Below are 15,374 nucleotides of genomic sequence, written 5' to 3' on the forward strand. Positions count from 1 at the left end.
GCCCCTGCACGGCCCCGGACCGGCCGTCTCGCGGGTGCGGTGAGTGTCGCCGGGCCGCGGGCGCGGTCGAGGTGTGGGTGGGGCCGTGCAGGGGAGTCCCCGCAGGGGCCGGCGTACGTGCCGGGCTCCGCCGCGGTGCGGGCTTCCGCGCCGGTCCCGAGGAGACGCCCCGGAGGGGCCGCACCCACCCCACCGGCGGGCGGCCGCGCCCCGATCCGTTGCCGGGCAACAAAACCAAGCCCGTCCGGCGATTGAGGACGGAACGGGTCACCCCGGACCGGGGCGAGGAATCAGGCGCCCCGCCCCGGAGGGAACGACGCGCCCCGCCCCGGAGGGGACCACGGTGCCCCTGGTACCACCAGGGGGGAACCCGTCACCGGGTCCGGAACGATCACCGCTTCCAGGCCGAAGACCTCGCGTACGAGTTCGGCCGTGACGATGTCCTCGGGGCTGCCCTCGGCGACGATCCGGCCCGCCTTCATCGCGACCAGGTGGTCCGCGTACCGCGCGGCCTGGTTGAGGTCGTGGAGCACCGTGACGACCGTGCGGCCGCGGGTGCCGTCCGGTGCCGGGGCGGCGAGCTGCCGCACCAGGTCGAGGACCTCCACCTGGTGCGAGATGTCGAGGTACGTCGTCGGCTCGTCGAGCAGCAGCAGATCCGTCTCCTGGGCCAGTGCCATCGCGATCCAGACCCGCTGCCGCTGCCCGCCGGAGAGTTCGTCCACCGACCGGTCGCCCAGCGTCGTGATGTCCGTGCGCTCCATCGCGTCGGTCACCGCCCGCTCGTCCTCCTCCGACCACTGCTGCCACCAGTGCTGATGCGGCTGACGGCCGCGGGCGACGAGGTCGGAGACGGTGATCGCCTCGGGGGCGACCGGGGTCTGCGGCAGCAGACCTATCGCCTGGGCGATCTGCCTGGTCGGGATCCGGGACAGCTCCGTGCCGTCGAGGAGAACCGCTCCGCCGCGCGGCTTCAGCAGCCGTCCCAGGGCGCGCAGGGTGGTCGATTTGCCGCAGGCGTTCGGGCCGACGATGACCGTCACCCGGCCGTCGGGGACGGTGAGGTCCAGCTCGTGGACGACCGTGCGGTCCTCGTAGGCGAGGGTCAGTCCGCGTGCGGTGAGCCGGCCGGCCGTGCCCTCGGCGACGGCGTCGGACGTACGGGTCGAGCTCATGCCTTGCCTCCATTGCGGCCACCGTGGCCGCGGATGATCAGCCAGATCAGGTACGGGGCGCCGACCGCCGCCGTCAGCACACCCACCGGCAGCTCGGTGGGTGAGAAGAGCCTGCGCGCCAGCAGATCGCCGAAGACGACGATCACCGCGCCGAGCAGAGCCGAGCAGAGCAGCGGAATCTGGGCGGTACGGGTCATCCGGCGGGCGATCTGCGGGGCGAGCAGCGCCACGAAGTCGACCGGTCCGGCCGTTCCCGTGGCCACGGACGCCAGCACCACGCCGAGCGCGACGAGCCCGAGCCGTACCCGGGAGAGCCGGACTCCGAGGGCCGTCGCCGTGTCGTCGTCCATCGCCACGGTCCGCTGGGCGCGGGCCGCCCACAGGACGGCCGGGGTCAGGACCACCAGCGTCCAGCCGATCGGCGCCACCTCGTTCCAGCCGCGGCCGTTGAGGGATCCGGTCATCCAGATCTGCGCCTGCTGAGCGACGAGGTAGTCGCCCTTCGTCAGGAACAGGGTGGTGACGGACCGCAGCGCGATGGCGAAGCCGATGCCGATGAGGACGAACCGGGTGGCGTGCAGCCCGCCGCGCCACGCGAAGGCGTACACCAGTGCGGCCGCGGCGATCCCGCCGATGACCGACAGGTACGGCAGGACGGTGTACGAGGTGACGCCGAAGGTCATCGCGCCGACCGTGAGGGCGCCCGCGCCCTGGCTGATGCCGATGATGTCGGGGCTGGCCAGCGGATTGCGGGCCACCGTCTGGATCAGCGCGCCGGCGATCCCGAAGGCCGTGCCGACGAGCAGTCCGACGACCATGCGGGGCAGCCGCAGCGTGCCGACGACCAGTTCGTTCCGCGACGGCTGTCCGAGGATCACCTTCACGACCTCGGTGGGCGCCACGAAGCTCTCGCCGACGCAGAGGTACGCGACGCAGACGGCGGCCAGCAGCACCGCGAGGACCGCCGCGACGACTGCCGCCCGCCGGTGCAGCAGGAACCGGCCGCGCGCCCCGATCCGGACGACGCCGTATCCGGCGGGCCTGACCCGGGTGACCGTGCCGCTCATGCGGGCACCGCCTTCCGGCGTACCAGGGTGACCAGGAACGGCACCCCGATCAGTGCCGTCATCACACCCGCCGGGACCTCGCTGGGCGGGAAGACGATCCGGCCCACGACGTCCGAGACGAGCAGCATCACCGGGCCGATCAGCGCCGCCATCGGCAGTACCCACCGGTGGTCGCTGCCGACGATCGCACGGGCGATGTGCGGGACGGCCAGGCCGATGAACGCGATCGGGCCGGCCGCGGCCACGCCGACGCCGGTCAGCACCGTGGCCCCGACACCGCCGACGATCCGCACCGTGGCGACCTTCTGCCCCAGCCCCTTCGCCACGTCCTCGCCCAGTGCCAGCGCGTCCAGACCCCGTGCGACCGACAGCACGAGCACCGTGCCGACCAGCAGGAACGGCCAGATCCGCTGGGCCACGTCGGTTTCGCGTCCGGCGATCGAACCGACCTGCCAGAAACGGAACTCGTCGAGCGCCGACGCCTTCGTCGTCAGTACCGCCATCGTCATCGACACCAGCAGCGCGTTGATGGCGGCGCCGCCCAGCGCGAGTTTCACGGGTGTCGCCCCGCCCCGTCCGCGGGACGCGATCGCGTACACGGCGACGGAGGCGATCGCCGCGCCGGCGAACGCGAACCAGACGTACCCCGTCAGCGTGTGGACACCCGCGTACGCGATGGCGAGCACCACGCCCACCGAGGCGCCCTGGCTGATGCCGAGGATGCCGGGGTCGGCGATGGGGTTACGGGTGATGCCCTGGAGCACCGTGCCCGCGAGGGCCAGCGCCGCGCCGACCATCAGCCCGATGAGGGTGCGCGGCACCCGCATCTGCCGGATCACTTCGGCGGCGTCGGAGTGCCCGCCGTGCAGCAGGGCGTCGAGGACCGCGGACGGCGCGATGGTCCGCGCCCCCACGGCCAGGCTGAGCAGGACGGCCACCAGCAGCGCCGCGACGGCCGCCGCCGTCGCGAGGGCGCGTCTGTGGCGGCGAGGTGCGGCGGTTTGCATCGGACCCAATCGGCAGGCTGGAAGAGCCTAGGTAAGGCTTGGCTAAGTCTAGGTGGGGCCTGTCGGGCGCCGGACGGCGAGGGGGCGGTTCGGCGGCTCGGCACAATGGATGCCATGGCTTCGCACCCTCTGACGGTCGGTTTCGACCTCGATATGACGCTCATCGACTCCCGGCCCGGCATCAAGGCCGCCTACCAGGCACTCTCCGCGGAGACGGGGACCTCGATCGATGTCGACCTGGTCGTCAGCAGGCTCGGTCCGCCGCTGGAGGACGAGCTGGTCAACTGGTTCCCGGCGGCTTCGGTGGCCGCCGTGGCCGACCGCTACCGGGAGATCTATCCCACATACGCGATCACGGGGACCACCGCGCTCCCCGGTGCCCGGGAGTCCATCGAGGCGATACGCGAGCGGGGCGGCCGGACGCTCGTCGTCACGGCCAAGTACGAGCCGAACGCCAGGCTCCATCTGACGCACCTGGGGATCGAACCCGACGTGCTCGTCGGCGGCCTCTGGGCGGAGGGCAAGGCGCTGGCGCTGCGGAAGCACGGCGCGCACGTCTACGTCGGCGACCACACCGGGGACGTGCGCGGCGCCCGTACCGCCGAGGCGCTGTCGGTGGCGGTCGCGACCGGCCCGTGCGACGCGGACGAGCTGCGGGCGGCGGGCGCGGACGTCGTCCTGCCGGACCTCACACTCTTCCCGGCCTGGCTGCGTACCTACGGGTGACCGGGATCCGTCCCGTCACCGTGCGGCCCGCCGTGCGGAGGCCGCCCACGCGGACCGCACCACCCCCGCCGCGGCGATCAGGAAGCCCACGCCCATCAGCATGCACACCGCGTAGGCGACGGGCGGGAACGGGTCGGTCCCGAGGAACAGCGGGGCGACGGTGACCACCGTGGCCAGCGCCCCGACGAAGAAGACGATCGCACCGACGCGGACGAGCCGGTCACCTGCGCCAGAAGGAGTAGTACTCACCCCGCCAGGGTAGTTGCCGACCCGGCGCGAGCGGCCCTCCACCCGGAGTGAGCGGCGTTTCGGCCAGAGTCCGGATGACCAGGCTTGACGAGGGGTACTGCACCTGTGGAGGCTTCTGCCAGCAGGGGAGCACGACCACTGGACGGCCTGACCTGCTGAGGCTTGGTTACGGCTTACGGTTTGAGATGGGGTGCGTGCTTTGCCGACTGGCAAGGTCAAATGGTTCAACAGCGAGAAGGGCTTCGGCTTCCTTTCCCGCGACGACGGTGCGGATGTGTTCGTGCACTCGTCGGTGCTCCCTGACGGAGTCGAAGCTCTCAAGCCCGGCCAGCGTGTCGAATTCGGCGTCGTCGCGGGTCAACGCGGTGACCAGGCGCTCTCGGTGGCGATCCTCGACCCGACCCCTTCCGTTGCGGCCGCGCAGCGCCGCAAACCGGATGAACTCGCGTCCATCGTGCAGGACCTGACGACCCTGCTGGAGAACATCACGCCGATGCTGGAGCGCGGCCGGTACCCCGACCGGGCGGCCGGCAAGCAGATCGGCGGACTGCTGCGCGCAGTCGCCGACCAGCTCGACGTGTGACCGTCCCCCTCCGCGGAGGTCGGACCGACCTGCGATTGGAGGGCGGCGTCACGCGAACGACAGCGCGTCCGGGCCGAGGGGCGGCACCAGCCCCTCGGCCGCCGCGCGCGTGAGCAGCCCGCGGACCGCCGCATAGCCGTTCTCGCCGAGGTCGGCGGTGAACTCGTTCACGTACAGCCCGATGTGCTGGTTCGCGACCGACGGGTCCATCTCCTGGGCGTGCTGCAGCACGTACGGCGCCGAGGCCCGCGGGTCGTCCCAGGCCATCCGCACCGAGGTGCGGATGGAATCGGCCAGCAGGTTCAGCTTCTCGGCACCCAGCGAACGCTTGGCGATGATCGCGCCGAGCGGGATCGGCAGCCCGGTCGTCGCCTCCCAGTGCACGCCCATGTCGGCGAGGTTGTGCAGTCCGTAGTTCTGGTACGTGAAGCGCGCCTCGTGGATGACGAGACCGGCGTCCACCTTCCCGTCCCGCACGGCGGGCATGATCTCGTCGAACGGCATGACGACGATCTCGCCGACGTCGCCCGGCAGGACGTCAGCGGCCCAGAGCCGGAACAGCAGATACGCGGTGGAGCGCTCGCTCGGCACGGCGACGGTCTTCCCCGTCAGGTCCGCGCCCGGCTCCTTCGTCAGGACGAGCGGCCCGCAGCCGCGGCCCAGAGCCCCGCCGCAGGGCAGCAGCGCGTACTCCTCCAGGACCCAGGGCAGTACCGCGTACGACACCTTCAGCACGTCGAGCTCACCACGCTCGGCCATGCCGTTGGTGATGTCGATGTCGGCGAACGTGACATCGAGGGCGGGCGCCCCGGGGACCCTGCCGTGCGCCCAGGCGTCGAAGACGAAGGTGTCGTTCGGGCACGGCGAGAAGGCGATCCTCACGGTGCCGTCAGTCGATTCGGTCATGGTGGGTCCAACCTTCCAGTACGGGGGTGAGCTTCCCGAACGCCCCGGTGAGTGCGGTCAGCGCGTCGCCGATGCGCCAGGCGTCCCGGTCGCGCGGGCCGACGGCGTTCGACACGGCCCGGATCTCCAGCACGGGTACGCGCAGCCGTTCGGCGGCCTCTGCGACGCCGAAGCCCTCCATGGCCTCGGCGGCGGCGTGCGGGTGGGCGGACAGCAGCGCGGCGGTGCGTTCGGCGCTGCCGGTCACGGTGGAGACGGTCAGGACGTCGCCGGTGACCGCGCCGGTGGCGGCGGCCACGTCCCGTACCAGTGCGGGTGGCGGTACGAAGCGGTCCCGGCCGAAGCCCAGGGCGGTGACGGGCACGAATCCGCCGGGGGTCTCGGCGCCCAGGTCGGCGGCGACGATCGCGCCCGCCACGACGAGGGAGCCGAGGGGGGCGACGGGTGCGAACCCGCCGCCGATACCGGCGGAGACGACCAGTGCGTACGGCTCCGTCCCGGCACCCGAGGCCAGGGCGACCCCGGCCGCGGCGGCCGCGGCGGCCGGGCCCGCGCCGCCCGCGAGGACATCGACGGGGCCGGCACGGTGCAGCTCGGCGCCGGGCACCTCGCGGACCTCCGGCCGGTCCGTGAACGCACGCGTGACCGCGTCCCGTTCCACCGGGACAGCGGTCACGACGAGCACGCGCACGAGGGGGTTCCTCCGGGGGCGGGAGGGGGTCAGCTGGTCTTCTCGAAGTTGAAGTGCCAGATGCCGGTGAGCTTCTTGCCCTTGGTCTCCACGATGCTGACCTGGGTCTTGTTCGTGGCCGTACCGGTCTGGCTGGAGAAGAAGGCGCTGCCCGGGATGGACCGGTAGGTCCTCTTGTACGGCTCCTGCTCGGCCTGCTGGCCGTTGATGAAGAGGGTCCAGCCGTTGTCCGCGATCCCCGGGTCGACGCCGAAGCGGACCTTGTCGTCCATCGCGACCTTGACGGTGTGCTCCGCCTTCTTGTTGTTCAGGCAGCCCTGGATCAGCGACTCCTTGATGGCGTCGCCGTCGTTGTAGCAGGTTGCCTGGACACTCACCGAGTCGTCGCCGACCGTCACGGTGGCGAGCGGCGTCGGCTTGTCGCAGGCGGACAGGACAAGGAGTCCCGCGGACACGGCACCAAGAGCGACGCCGATTCGACGGCCCTTACCGGAGAAGAACGCAACGGTCATGGGCCGAAGGCTATCGGTCGCTTCCGCTCACGCCACGCGGGGGTGCGGCGAGCCGCGCCGTGCGGCCCTGAGCAGACCCCGTACGGAGGCTGCGGCGCCGAGGGCGAGGATGCCCGCGGCGACCCACATGCCCAGTACGCCGTTGAGGGGGAGCGCGATGCCGATGCCGCCGCCGATCACCCAGGACATCTGGAGCAGCGTCTCGGACCGGGCGAACGCCGAGGTGCGCACCTCCTCGGGCACGTCGCGCTGGATCATCGCGTCCAGCGACAGTTTCGAGAGCGCCTGGGTGAATCCGGCCACCGCGCTGAGCGCGGCGACCATCAGAGTGGAGAAGAGGGCTGCGGCGAGGACGGCGACACCGAGCGCCAGGCCCAGCACCGAGGCGATGATCACCTCCGGGCCGCGGGCCCGGAGCCAGGAGCCCATCGCCGTACCGAGGGCGTTGCCGACCCCGGCCGCGACGCCGACGATGCCGAGCGAGATGGCGGCGCTCTGCCCGGCGAGGGGGTGCACCCGCAGCAGGAACGCCAGGAAGAAGATCAGGAAGCCGGAGAGGGCGCGGTGCGCGGCGTTGGCCTGGAGCCCGTGCAGGACGGAGGGTCCGACGGTCCGCAGCCCGGGCCGCTTCTCCTTCTCCCCGTTGTTCCTCCATGGCCTGCCCCTGGAGGAGGCGCGGCCCGGGCTGCCGGACGGCTGATGGCTGTGCGGCTCGACCAGCCGGGCCCGGCGTTCGCCCTTCGCCGAGTCGACCTTCCGCGGCAGGGTGAAGGCGAGGACGGTGCCCCCGATGAAGATCACGCAGGCGCCGTAGAGCGGCCAGGGCGGTCCGACGGTCTGCAGCCCGGCTCCGATCGGTGCCGCCACACCGGTGGCCAGGAGCCCGGCCAGGGTGACCCGTGAATTCGCCTTCACCAGGGAGAAGCCGGGTGGCAGCAGGCGCGGCACCACGGCGCTGCGCACCACCCCGTACGCCTTCGAGGCGACCAGTACGCCCAGCGCCGCCGGGTACAGCTCCAGGCCGCCGGTGGCGACCGCGCCCGACATGGTGAGCGCCAGCAGCGCCCGGGCCAGCATGGCGCCCGCCATCGCGGCGCGGCGGCCGTGCGGCAGGCGGTCCAGGAGCGGACCGATGACGGGGGCGAGCAGCGTGAACGGCGCCATCGTGACGGCGAGGTAGAGCGCGACGCGGCCGCGGGCCTCGTCCGTCGGCACGGAGAAGAACACCGTGGAGGCGAGCGCGACCGTGACCATCACGTCGCCCGCGCCGTTCACGGCATGCAGCTCGATCAGTTTGCCGAGCCCGGACTCACCGGCGCCGTGGGCGTGCGTCGCCTTGCGGATGCCTTTCGCGGTGCCGGTGAACGGCGTGTGCAAGGCATGACCGATCGACCGGCCCGTCCTGCGGAGCGGGCCGGATCCTTCGTGCGACCGGGCGGAAGCCACCTCGACATAGTGCCCCAGCCACAGGGGTAACGAACCGAGAACGGTGCGGGGCGTGGTGCGCGCCGCCCTGTCGGGTCAGTGCGGAGCCCCGCCGACCAGGCCGTTCCGGTGTCCGCCCGGGCCCGGCACGGCCGTTCCCGGGTCCGCCGGGATCCGGACACGACCGTTCCCGCGACCGTCCCGGCACGGACACGGCAGCGGATACGGCCTTGTTTGGGACGGGCAGGTGGGCGGGGAGCGGCGGAGAGGGTAGCGTGCGTAGCGCGTCACCGGCGGTTGTTCTTGGCCGCGCGCCTCTCGGCGATCCCGCAGAATGGGTTGCAGAAGGCGTGCCCGAGGCAGTCACAACGGGTGTGGACGTCGACGCGGCCCTCAGGTCCGCTCCGCCCGCAACCGTTATGGCCGAAATCGATTGATCTGCTGGCGCGCTCGTGAGACGGCGTATGGAGAGAAGCGAGACCTGTGAGTGCTGCTACGACGCGAAGCCGTACTGCCCGTACCCCTGCCCCCGACCGTCTGTGCGCCGAGGCGGTAGACCTCGCACGCTCGGCGGCCGAGGAAGTGGCCGCGCCGGGGGTGGTCGGTGAGCACGTGGCGACGGTCTCCGAGGGAGACCGGGTCGTCACGCACTATTTCGAGTGCAAGGAAGCCGGTTACCGGGGCTGGCGCTGGGCGGTGACGGTCGCCAGGGCCTCCCGCGCCAAGAACGTCACGCTCGACGAGGCGGTGCTGCTGCCGGGGACCGACGCGCTGCTCGCGCCCGAGTGGGTGCCGTGGAGCGAGCGGCTGCGGCCCGGCGACATGGGGCCCGGCGACCTGCTGCCCACCGAGGCGGAGGACCTGCGCCTGGAGCCCGGGTACACCGGTGAGGACGAGCCGCTGCCGAACTCGGTGGCCTCCGAGATGTCGGAGGAGCTGGCCGACCTCGTCGACGCCGAGGACGCGGAGCTGACGACGCGCCCGGAGACGACGCACCGTGGCTCGATCGCGGCGGTCGCGGACGAGCTCGGGATGCGGCGGGCCCGGGTGCTGTCCCGGTACGGGCTGCACGCGGCGGCCGACCGGTGGGAAGAGGCGTTCGGTCCGAAGACGCCGATGGCCCAGGCGGCCCCGGCGAACTGCGACACGTGTGCGTTCCTGGTGCCGCTCGCCGGGTCGCTGCGGCAGGCCTTCGGGGTGTGCGCGAACGAGTTCGGTCCGGCGGACGGACGGGTGGTCTCGCTGTCGTACGGATGCGGTGGGCACTCGGAGGCCGCGGTGATGCCGAAGCCGCCCAGGCCGGCGCCGCACGCCCTGGACACGATGCAGGTGGACGAGTACCCGCTGCGTCCGGCGCGGGACAGCGGGTCGGTCCCGACGGAGACGGACGGAACCGAGGACCTCGGCCACTCCTGACCCCGGCCGTACGTCCGCGGGTGCCTCGGCACCCGCGGGCCGTTTCCCGGCGCGCTCCGCCGGGCCGCGCCGGCCGTCCGCCCCCGGGTGGCCGTTGCCCGGGCGGGCATTTCACTCCTGTCCGGCGATCGAGGACGAAGCGTGCCGCATGGGCGTGCCGCACGTGCTTTCCGCTCGCGGTACCTTCGGGCGCACACTGGCGGCACGGGTGCACGCACGCGCACCCCGCCGCACACGGGTAAGCGCGTCACCGGACAGAGCGGAGTCAGAGCGTGAGCATGAATGCGACCGAGGGGGCCGATCCGTTCGGGACGGCACGGCTGCGGCGCGGGGTGCTCGATGCCTGGGGCGCCGGTCCGGCCCGGTTCCGCGAGGACGCCAACGCCGAGGAGGACCTCGCGCTCGGCGGCTACCGCGACCGCCTCGTCGTCGAGCTGGCCCAGAACGCCGCCGACGCCGCCGCCCGCGCGGGCGTACCCGGCCGGCTCCGCCTCACCCTGTACCCCGGCACCACCGGGGGTGCCGTCCTCGCCGCCGCGAACACCGGCGCCCCGCTCGACGCCACCGGTGTCGAATCGCTCAGCACGCTCCGCGCGTCCGCCAAGCGGGAGGGCCACGAGTCCGCCGTCGGCCGGTTCGGCGTCGGGTTCGCCGCCGTCCTCGCGGTCAGCGACGAGCCCGCGGTCATCGGCCGGCACGGCGGCGTCCGCTGGTCCCTCGCCGAGGCACGCGACCTCGCGAACGTGGCGGCCGTCGGCAGCCCCGGACTCGGGGACGAGCTCCGCCGCCGCGACGGCCACGTACCGCTGCTGCGTCTCCCGCTGCCCGCCGAGGGCACCGCACCCGACGGGTACGACACCGTCGTCGTGCTGCCGCTGCGCGACGGCGTCGCCGAGGACCTCGTCGGCCGGCTGCTCGCCGCCGTCGACGACGCGCTGCTCCTGACGCTGACCGGGCTCGACGAGATCGTCGTCGACACCCCCGACGGCGTACGGACCCTGCGCCGGTCCCAGCACGGTCCGTACACGCATGTCGAGGACTCCGCGCACGGCACGAACCGCTGGCGCACCGTCGCCCACCACGGGCCGATCGAGCCCGCCCTGCTCGCCGACCGCCCGCTGGAGGAACGGCTGCGCCCGCACTGGTCGGTGACCTGGGCGGTGCCCGTGGACGGGGAAGGGGCGCCGGTGTATCCGCGTACCGCTCCCGTCGTCCACGCGCCGACCCCGACCGACGAACCGCTCGGCGTCCCCGCCCTGCTCATCGCGTCGCTGCCGCTCGACACCACCCGCCGCCACCCCGCGCCCGGCCCGCTCACCGACTTCCTGGTGCAGCGCGCGGCCGACGCGTACGCCGAACTGCTCGCCGACTGGCGTCCGGTGTCCGTCGCCACCATCGACCTGGTGCCGGGACCGCTCGGCAGGAGCGAACTGGACGGTGCGCTGCGCGGCGCGATCCTGGAACGGCTGCCGCGCGTCGCGTTCCTGGAGCCCGCCGCCCCGCGCGACGCCGCGGCCGAACCGGACCGGTGGGACGCCTGGGACGCGGAGGCGGAGAACGCCCGCGAGGCCACCACCGCGCTGCGGCCGATCGAGGCGGAGGTGCTGGAGGGCGTCGGCGCCGGGACCGTGCAGGTGCTCGCCGAGGTGCTGCCGTGCCTGCTGCCCGCGGGACTTGAGCGCCGCAGCGAACTGCGCACCCTCGGTGTCGCCCGGGTCCCGCTGACCGAGGCGATCGACCGGCTCGCCGGTCTGGAGCGCGAACCCGCCTGGTGGCGGCGGCTGTACGAGAGCCTGTCCGGCGTCGACCCGGACCGGCTCTCCGGACTCCCGGTCCCGTTGGCCGGAACGGCGCAGGGCGTGGCGGGAAGCCCGGAGGGGACCGCACCTCCGCGTACCACCGTCGGCCCCCGTCAGGTCCTCCTCCCGCTCCCCGACGCCCTCACCGGACCGGTCCTGGACCGGCTGGCCCGGCTCGGCCTGAAGGTCGCGCATCCGGACGCCGCCCATCCGCTCCTGGAGAAGCTGGGTGCCCTGCCCGCCACCCCGCGCGCCGTGCTGACGACTCCGCAGGTACGCGCCGCCGTCGCCGGTTCGCTGGACGCCGGTGAGGTGTGGGACGAGGACGCGCTGGACGGCGAGGAGCTCGCCGAGACCGTCCTGACGCTCGTCCGGGACGCCGACCTGGCACCCGGTGACGAACCCTGGCTCGGCGCGCTCGCCCTCCTGGACGAGGACGGGGAACCCGCGCCCGCCGGTGAACTCGTCCTCCCGGGGAGTCCGTTCGCCCGCATCATGCGGGACGGCGAACTCGCCCTCTGCGACGAGGAGCTGACCGACCGCTGGGGCGAGCAGCCGCTGACCGCCTGCGGGGTGCTCGCCACCTTCGCGCTCGTCCGGGCCACCGACGTCGTCCTCGACCCCGATGAACTGGAGCCCCGCGAGGGCGATTTCGCCGAACCCGACGACGCGGGACTGCTCGACGCCGTCGACGTGTGGTGCGAGGACGTGCTCGACCAGCTGCCGGACACCCCGGTGCCGCCGGTCGCCACCGAGATCGTCGCCGTGCGCGACCTCGACCTGGTCGACGACGACGCGTGGCCGCAGGCGCTCGCCCTGCTCTCCCGGCCGCCGCTGCGTGACGCACTGACCCAGCCGGTGCGGGTGCTGCTCCCGGACGGTACGACCCGTTCCGTGCGCCCCTACACGGCGTGGTGGCTGCGCGACCACCCGGTACTCGACGGCCGCCGCCCGGCGGGCCTGCGGGCGGCGGGCGGCGACCCGCGGCTGTCCGGGCTCTACGACTCCGCCGACGCGACCGGTTTCGACGACGCCCAGGTGCTGCGCGCCCTCGGCGTACGGACATCCGTCGCGGCCCTGCTGGACGAGCCGGGCGGTGCGTCGGAGCTCCTGGGCCGGCTCGCCGACGAGCAGCGCCCGGTCGGCTCCGGACAACTCCACGAGCTGTACACGGCCCTCGCCGATCTGGACCCGGAGCAGGTCACGCTCCCCGACGAACTGCGGGCCGTGGTCGACGGTGAGGTGCGGGTCGTCGACGCGGCGGACGCGGTGATCGCGGACGCCCCCGATCTGCTGCAGCTCTGCGACGGGCTGCCGCTCCTGCCGGTGGCCCCGGCGTGCGCCGCCGAACTGGCCGAACTCTTCCAGGTGCGGCGGCTCGGCGAGACCGTCGAGGCGGCGGTGACGACGGACGGCGAGGAGCACCGGGTGCCGGATCCGGTACGGATCCTGCTCGGTGCCGGGACCCCGGAGACCTACGTCGAGCACGGTGAACTCCGTGCGGGCGGCGTCGAACTCGACTGGCGCCGCACCCCGGACGGCACCGTCCACGCCTCGACGCTGGAGGGTGTCGCGGCGGGTCTGGCGTGGGCGGCGGGCCAGTGGCCGCGCCGTTTCGAGGTCGCGGCGCTGCTGCAGGACCCCTCGCGCACGGAGGAACTGGCCCGGGACCGCTGGTTCGACTGAGGGCCGGGGAGCGGTGCGGCGCACCCGTGCCAGGGGCCGGTCACGTATTCGCAAATTATCCCCACGAGGCGCACAACCGTTCACACGTCCCGATCGTCTCGTATGTGGAGCCACCAGGCTCCACAGACGATCTTGGACCTGCGGACGGGCGATCAGCCTCCTCGGGTCCCCTTCTCCACATGGGGAATGAACATGCGTATACGTGCCACCGTGGCAGCCGTGACCGGCGCCCTGGCTCTCTCCGCTCTCGTCGTTCCGGCCTCGGCCCAGGCCGACGAGGCGTCGCACCACTCGGTGATCACCGACATCATGCGTGGGGCGTACACCGCCTCCGGCGCGAAGTCCGGCGCGCGTTCCGCCGCCGCCGCGTCGACGGACGACACCCCGCTGAACGTCACCTTCTCCAAGGTCACGGTGAACAGCGGCAAGCCGATCCCCGTGGGCACCACCAACACGGTCACCGTGCCCACCACGTACACCGTGACGCACGGCGCCGACGTGGACATCTTCGCCGATGACTTCGAGCTCGGTGTCGACCTCTACCGCGGCTCGTTCGACGACCCGACGAACGTGCTCTTCGGCGACGAGCTGCCCACCTGCAAGGCCGTCTCCTCGACGGTCGCCACCTGCAAGGGGCAGATCGACGTCTGGCCGCAGATCGACTTCATCAGCAACTCGGACGCCACGACCTGGAAGGCCGTCGGATACGCCGTCGACTACAACCAGGACCTGAACAGCGACGACTTCGACCCCAGCCTGGTCGTCTCCACGGCGCAGGACGGCCTGGGCACCACCCTGCTCCAGCGCTACTCGAAGCTGACGGTCAACGCCGCTCCGGAGCCGGTGAAGAAGGGCGCGACCATCACGGTCACCGGGAAGCTCTCGCGCGCGAACTGGGAGGACTTCGCCTACCACGGCTACGCCACGCAGTCGGTGAAGCTCCAGTTCCGCAAGAAGAGCAGCTCCACCTACACCACGGTGAAGACCATCAAGACCAGCACCACGGGCACGCTGAAGACCACGGTCAAGGCTGTCGAGGACGGTTACTGGCGTTACAGCTTCGCCGGTACGTCCACCACGCCGACCGTCACCACCGCCGGTGACTTCGTCGACGTGAAGTAGTAGTTCCCCAGCCGGTTCCAGAACCGGCTGCGCACGTGGTTCCATGCGGACGGCGGGATCTTCCAGGAAGGTCCCGCCGTCCGTACACCCATTTCTGTGCGTCTTCGTCCGGGCTGTCGAACCGGCGGGACCACTGACCCCATCGGGTCCCGCCGAGGCGAGAGCCATCCGGAGTCACCTGTCGGCGGTGCCCCTTCTCCACCGGAGAAACTCATGCGCATACGTGCCACTGTCGCCGCTGCGTCCGGCGCACTGGTCCTGTCCGCCCTCGCCGTTCCGGCCGCGCACGCGGCAACGGCGGACCCCGTCATCTCCAAGGTCACCATCAACGGCGGCAAGGACATCGTCCTGGGGACGACGGCGCCGAAGACGGTCACGGTCTCGGTCACCGCCTCGCACGCCTCCGGAATCGCCGACGGCTGGCTGGTCCTGTGGCACGGCACCGACCTGGACGAGGGCATGGACGGCGCGCTGCTGCCGACGGATGTGGCGACCTGCAAGGACAGCAGCGCGACCACGGCCACCTGCTCGCTCACCGTCAAGGTCGACCCGCGCGTCGACCTGACGAAGAACGCGCTGGCCGGCACCTGGCACATCCTCGCGGGAGTGGAGGCCGAGGACGGCTCCAGCACCTCCTACGACTCCTTCGCCACCACCCATGTGCAGCGCCTCTCGCAGCTGACGGTCAACGCCTCGCCGGAGCCGGTGAAGAAGGGCGCGACCATCACCGCCACCGGGAAGCTCTCGCGCGCGAACTGGGAGGACCACGGCTACCACGGCTACGCCACGCAGTCGGTGAAGCTCCAGTTCCGCAAGAAGAGCAGCTCCACCTACACCACGGTGAAGACCATCAAGACCAGCACCACGGGCACGCTGAAGACCACGGTCAAGGCTGTCGAGGACGGTTACTGGCGTTACAGCTTCGCCGGTACGTCCACCACGCCGACCGTCACCACCGCCGGTGACTTCGTCGACGTGAAGTAGCGACTCGGGGTCGCACCGTCGGTGAC

Annotated in this window: 14 protein-coding genes; 6 read left to right on the forward strand and 8 right to left on the reverse strand. The window is 72.4% G+C overall.

What is annotated here, in order from left to right:
* Positions 1 to 290: 290 nt before the first annotated feature.
* From ACFVXE_RS29500 to ACFVXE_RS29510, 3 genes are read right to left on the reverse strand one after another with little or no spacing between them, the layout of a single operon-like run.
* Positions 291 to 1,175, reverse strand: coding sequence for an ABC transporter ATP-binding protein (locus tag ACFVXE_RS29500; RefSeq protein ID WP_389675700.1), 885 nt, complete (start codon positions 1,173 to 1,175; stop codon positions 291 to 293).
* Positions 1,172 to 2,242 (reverse strand): FecCD family ABC transporter permease, encoded by a 1,071-nt coding sequence (locus tag ACFVXE_RS29505; RefSeq protein WP_389675702.1) that lies wholly within the window; start codon positions 2,240 to 2,242, stop codon positions 1,172 to 1,174. Before ACFVXE_RS29505 ends, ACFVXE_RS29500 begins: the two co-directional genes overlap by 4 nt.
* A complete protein-coding gene (locus ACFVXE_RS29510) occupies positions 2,239 to 3,249 on the reverse strand; it encodes a FecCD family ABC transporter permease (protein ID WP_389675704.1) in 1,011 nt (336 codons plus the stop codon). The genes ACFVXE_RS29505 and ACFVXE_RS29510 overlap by 4 nt, the downstream gene beginning before the upstream one ends.
* 114 nt (positions 3,250 to 3,363) lie before the next feature.
* Between ACFVXE_RS29510 and ACFVXE_RS29515 the strand changes: the two genes are divergently transcribed.
* Positions 3,364 to 3,975: an HAD family hydrolase gene (locus tag ACFVXE_RS29515; RefSeq protein WP_389675705.1), complete on the forward strand. Its 612-nt coding sequence runs from the start codon at positions 3,364 to 3,366 to the stop codon at positions 3,973 to 3,975.
* Between the two features lie 15 nt (positions 3,976 to 3,990).
* On the opposite strand, the gene ACFVXE_RS29520 is transcribed toward ACFVXE_RS29515, so the two are convergent.
* Positions 3,991 to 4,224 carry a hypothetical protein gene (locus ACFVXE_RS29520; protein WP_389675707.1) on the reverse strand — a complete coding sequence of 78 codons (234 nt, stop codon included), beginning with the start codon at positions 4,222 to 4,224 and terminating at the stop codon, positions 3,991 to 3,993.
* Positions 4,225 to 4,423: 199 nt separating this feature from the next.
* Here ACFVXE_RS29520 and ACFVXE_RS29525 point away from each other — a divergent pair, with 199 nt between their 5' ends.
* A complete protein-coding gene (locus tag ACFVXE_RS29525) occupies positions 4,424 to 4,807 on the forward strand; it encodes a cold-shock protein (RefSeq protein ID WP_389675708.1) in 384 nt (127 codons plus the stop codon).
* Between the two features lie 48 nt (positions 4,808 to 4,855).
* On the opposite strand, the gene ACFVXE_RS29530 is transcribed toward ACFVXE_RS29525, so the two are convergent.
* Genes ACFVXE_RS29530 through ACFVXE_RS29545 form a run of 4 tightly spaced genes read right to left on the reverse strand, consistent with a single transcriptional unit; the run spans position 4,856 to position 8,362 of the window.
* Positions 4,856 to 5,713, reverse strand: coding sequence for a 1,4-dihydroxy-6-naphthoate synthase (locus ACFVXE_RS29530; RefSeq protein WP_389675710.1), 858 nt, complete (start codon positions 5,711 to 5,713; stop codon positions 4,856 to 4,858).
* Complete coding sequence (locus tag ACFVXE_RS29535; RefSeq protein WP_389675712.1) at positions 5,697 to 6,404, reverse strand: futalosine hydrolase; 708 nt, start codon at positions 6,402 to 6,404, stop codon at positions 5,697 to 5,699. Before ACFVXE_RS29535 ends, ACFVXE_RS29530 begins: the two co-directional genes overlap by 17 nt.
* A gap of 29 nt (positions 6,405 to 6,433) precedes the next feature.
* A complete protein-coding gene (locus ACFVXE_RS29540) occupies positions 6,434 to 6,916 on the reverse strand; it encodes a DUF2771 domain-containing protein (protein ID WP_389675714.1) in 483 nt (160 codons plus the stop codon).
* Positions 6,917 to 6,943: 27 nt separating this feature from the next.
* Complete coding sequence (locus ACFVXE_RS29545) at positions 6,944 to 8,362, reverse strand: MFS transporter (RefSeq protein ID WP_389675715.1); 1,419 nt, start codon at positions 8,360 to 8,362, stop codon at positions 6,944 to 6,946.
* Between the two features lie 462 nt (positions 8,363 to 8,824).
* On the opposite strand from ACFVXE_RS29545, the gene ACFVXE_RS29550 reads away from it, so the two are divergent.
* The 4 genes from ACFVXE_RS29550 (at position 8,825) to ACFVXE_RS29565 (ending at position 15,348) form a co-directional block, all read left to right on the forward strand.
* Positions 8,825 to 9,757 (forward strand): DUF3027 domain-containing protein, encoded by a 933-nt coding sequence (locus ACFVXE_RS29550; protein ID WP_389675717.1) that lies wholly within the window; start codon positions 8,825 to 8,827, stop codon positions 9,755 to 9,757.
* A gap of 278 nt (positions 9,758 to 10,035) precedes the next feature.
* The gene (locus ACFVXE_RS29555) at positions 10,036 to 13,242 is read left to right on the forward strand and encodes a sacsin N-terminal ATP-binding-like domain-containing protein (protein ID WP_389675771.1); all 3,207 of its coding nucleotides are present in this window, start codon (positions 10,036 to 10,038) and stop codon (positions 13,240 to 13,242) included.
* A gap of 192 nt (positions 13,243 to 13,434) precedes the next feature.
* On the forward strand, positions 13,435 to 14,364 hold the full coding sequence (locus ACFVXE_RS29560) for a hypothetical protein (RefSeq protein ID WP_389675718.1): 930 nt from the start codon (positions 13,435 to 13,437) through the stop codon (positions 14,362 to 14,364).
* Positions 14,365 to 14,577: 213 nt separating this feature from the next.
* Positions 14,578 to 15,348: a DUF5707 domain-containing protein gene (locus ACFVXE_RS29565; protein ID WP_389675720.1), complete on the forward strand. Its 771-nt coding sequence runs from the start codon at positions 14,578 to 14,580 to the stop codon at positions 15,346 to 15,348.
* Positions 15,349 to 15,374 lie beyond the last annotated feature (26 nt).

The sequence above is a fragment of the Streptomyces sp. NPDC058231 genome, from assembly GCF_042882275.1.
Lineage (GTDB): Bacteria > Actinomycetota > Actinomycetes > Streptomycetales > Streptomycetaceae > Streptomyces.

What these genes read in the sequence shown, in the direction of transcription:
- ACFVXE_RS29500 (WP_389675700.1), bottom strand. Translation starts at nt 1,175, where the DNA reads ATGAGCTCGACCCGTACGTCCGACGCCGTCGCCGAGGGCACGGCCGGC.
- ACFVXE_RS29505 (WP_389675702.1), bottom strand. Translation starts at nt 2,242, where the DNA reads ATGAGCGGCACGGTCACCCGGGTCAGGCCCGCCGGATACGGCGTCGTC.
- ACFVXE_RS29510 (WP_389675704.1), bottom strand. Translation starts at nt 3,249, where the DNA reads ATGCAAACCGCCGCACCTCGCCGCCACAGACGCGCCCTCGCGACGGCG.
- ACFVXE_RS29515 (WP_389675705.1), top strand. Translation starts at nt 3,364, where the DNA reads ATGGCTTCGCACCCTCTGACGGTCGGTTTCGACCTCGATATGACGCTC.
- ACFVXE_RS29530 (WP_389675710.1), bottom strand. Translation starts at nt 5,713, where the DNA reads ATGACCGAATCGACTGACGGCACCGTGAGGATCGCCTTCTCGCCGTGC.
- ACFVXE_RS29540 (WP_389675714.1), bottom strand. Translation starts at nt 6,916, where the DNA reads ATGACCGTTGCGTTCTTCTCCGGTAAGGGCCGTCGAATCGGCGTCGCT.
- ACFVXE_RS29555 (WP_389675771.1), top strand. Translation starts at nt 10,036, where the DNA reads ATGAATGCGACCGAGGGGGCCGATCCGTTCGGGACGGCACGGCTGCGG.
- ACFVXE_RS29560 (WP_389675718.1), top strand. Translation starts at nt 13,435, where the DNA reads ATGCGTATACGTGCCACCGTGGCAGCCGTGACCGGCGCCCTGGCTCTC.
- ACFVXE_RS29565 (WP_389675720.1), top strand. Translation starts at nt 14,578, where the DNA reads ATGCGCATACGTGCCACTGTCGCCGCTGCGTCCGGCGCACTGGTCCTG.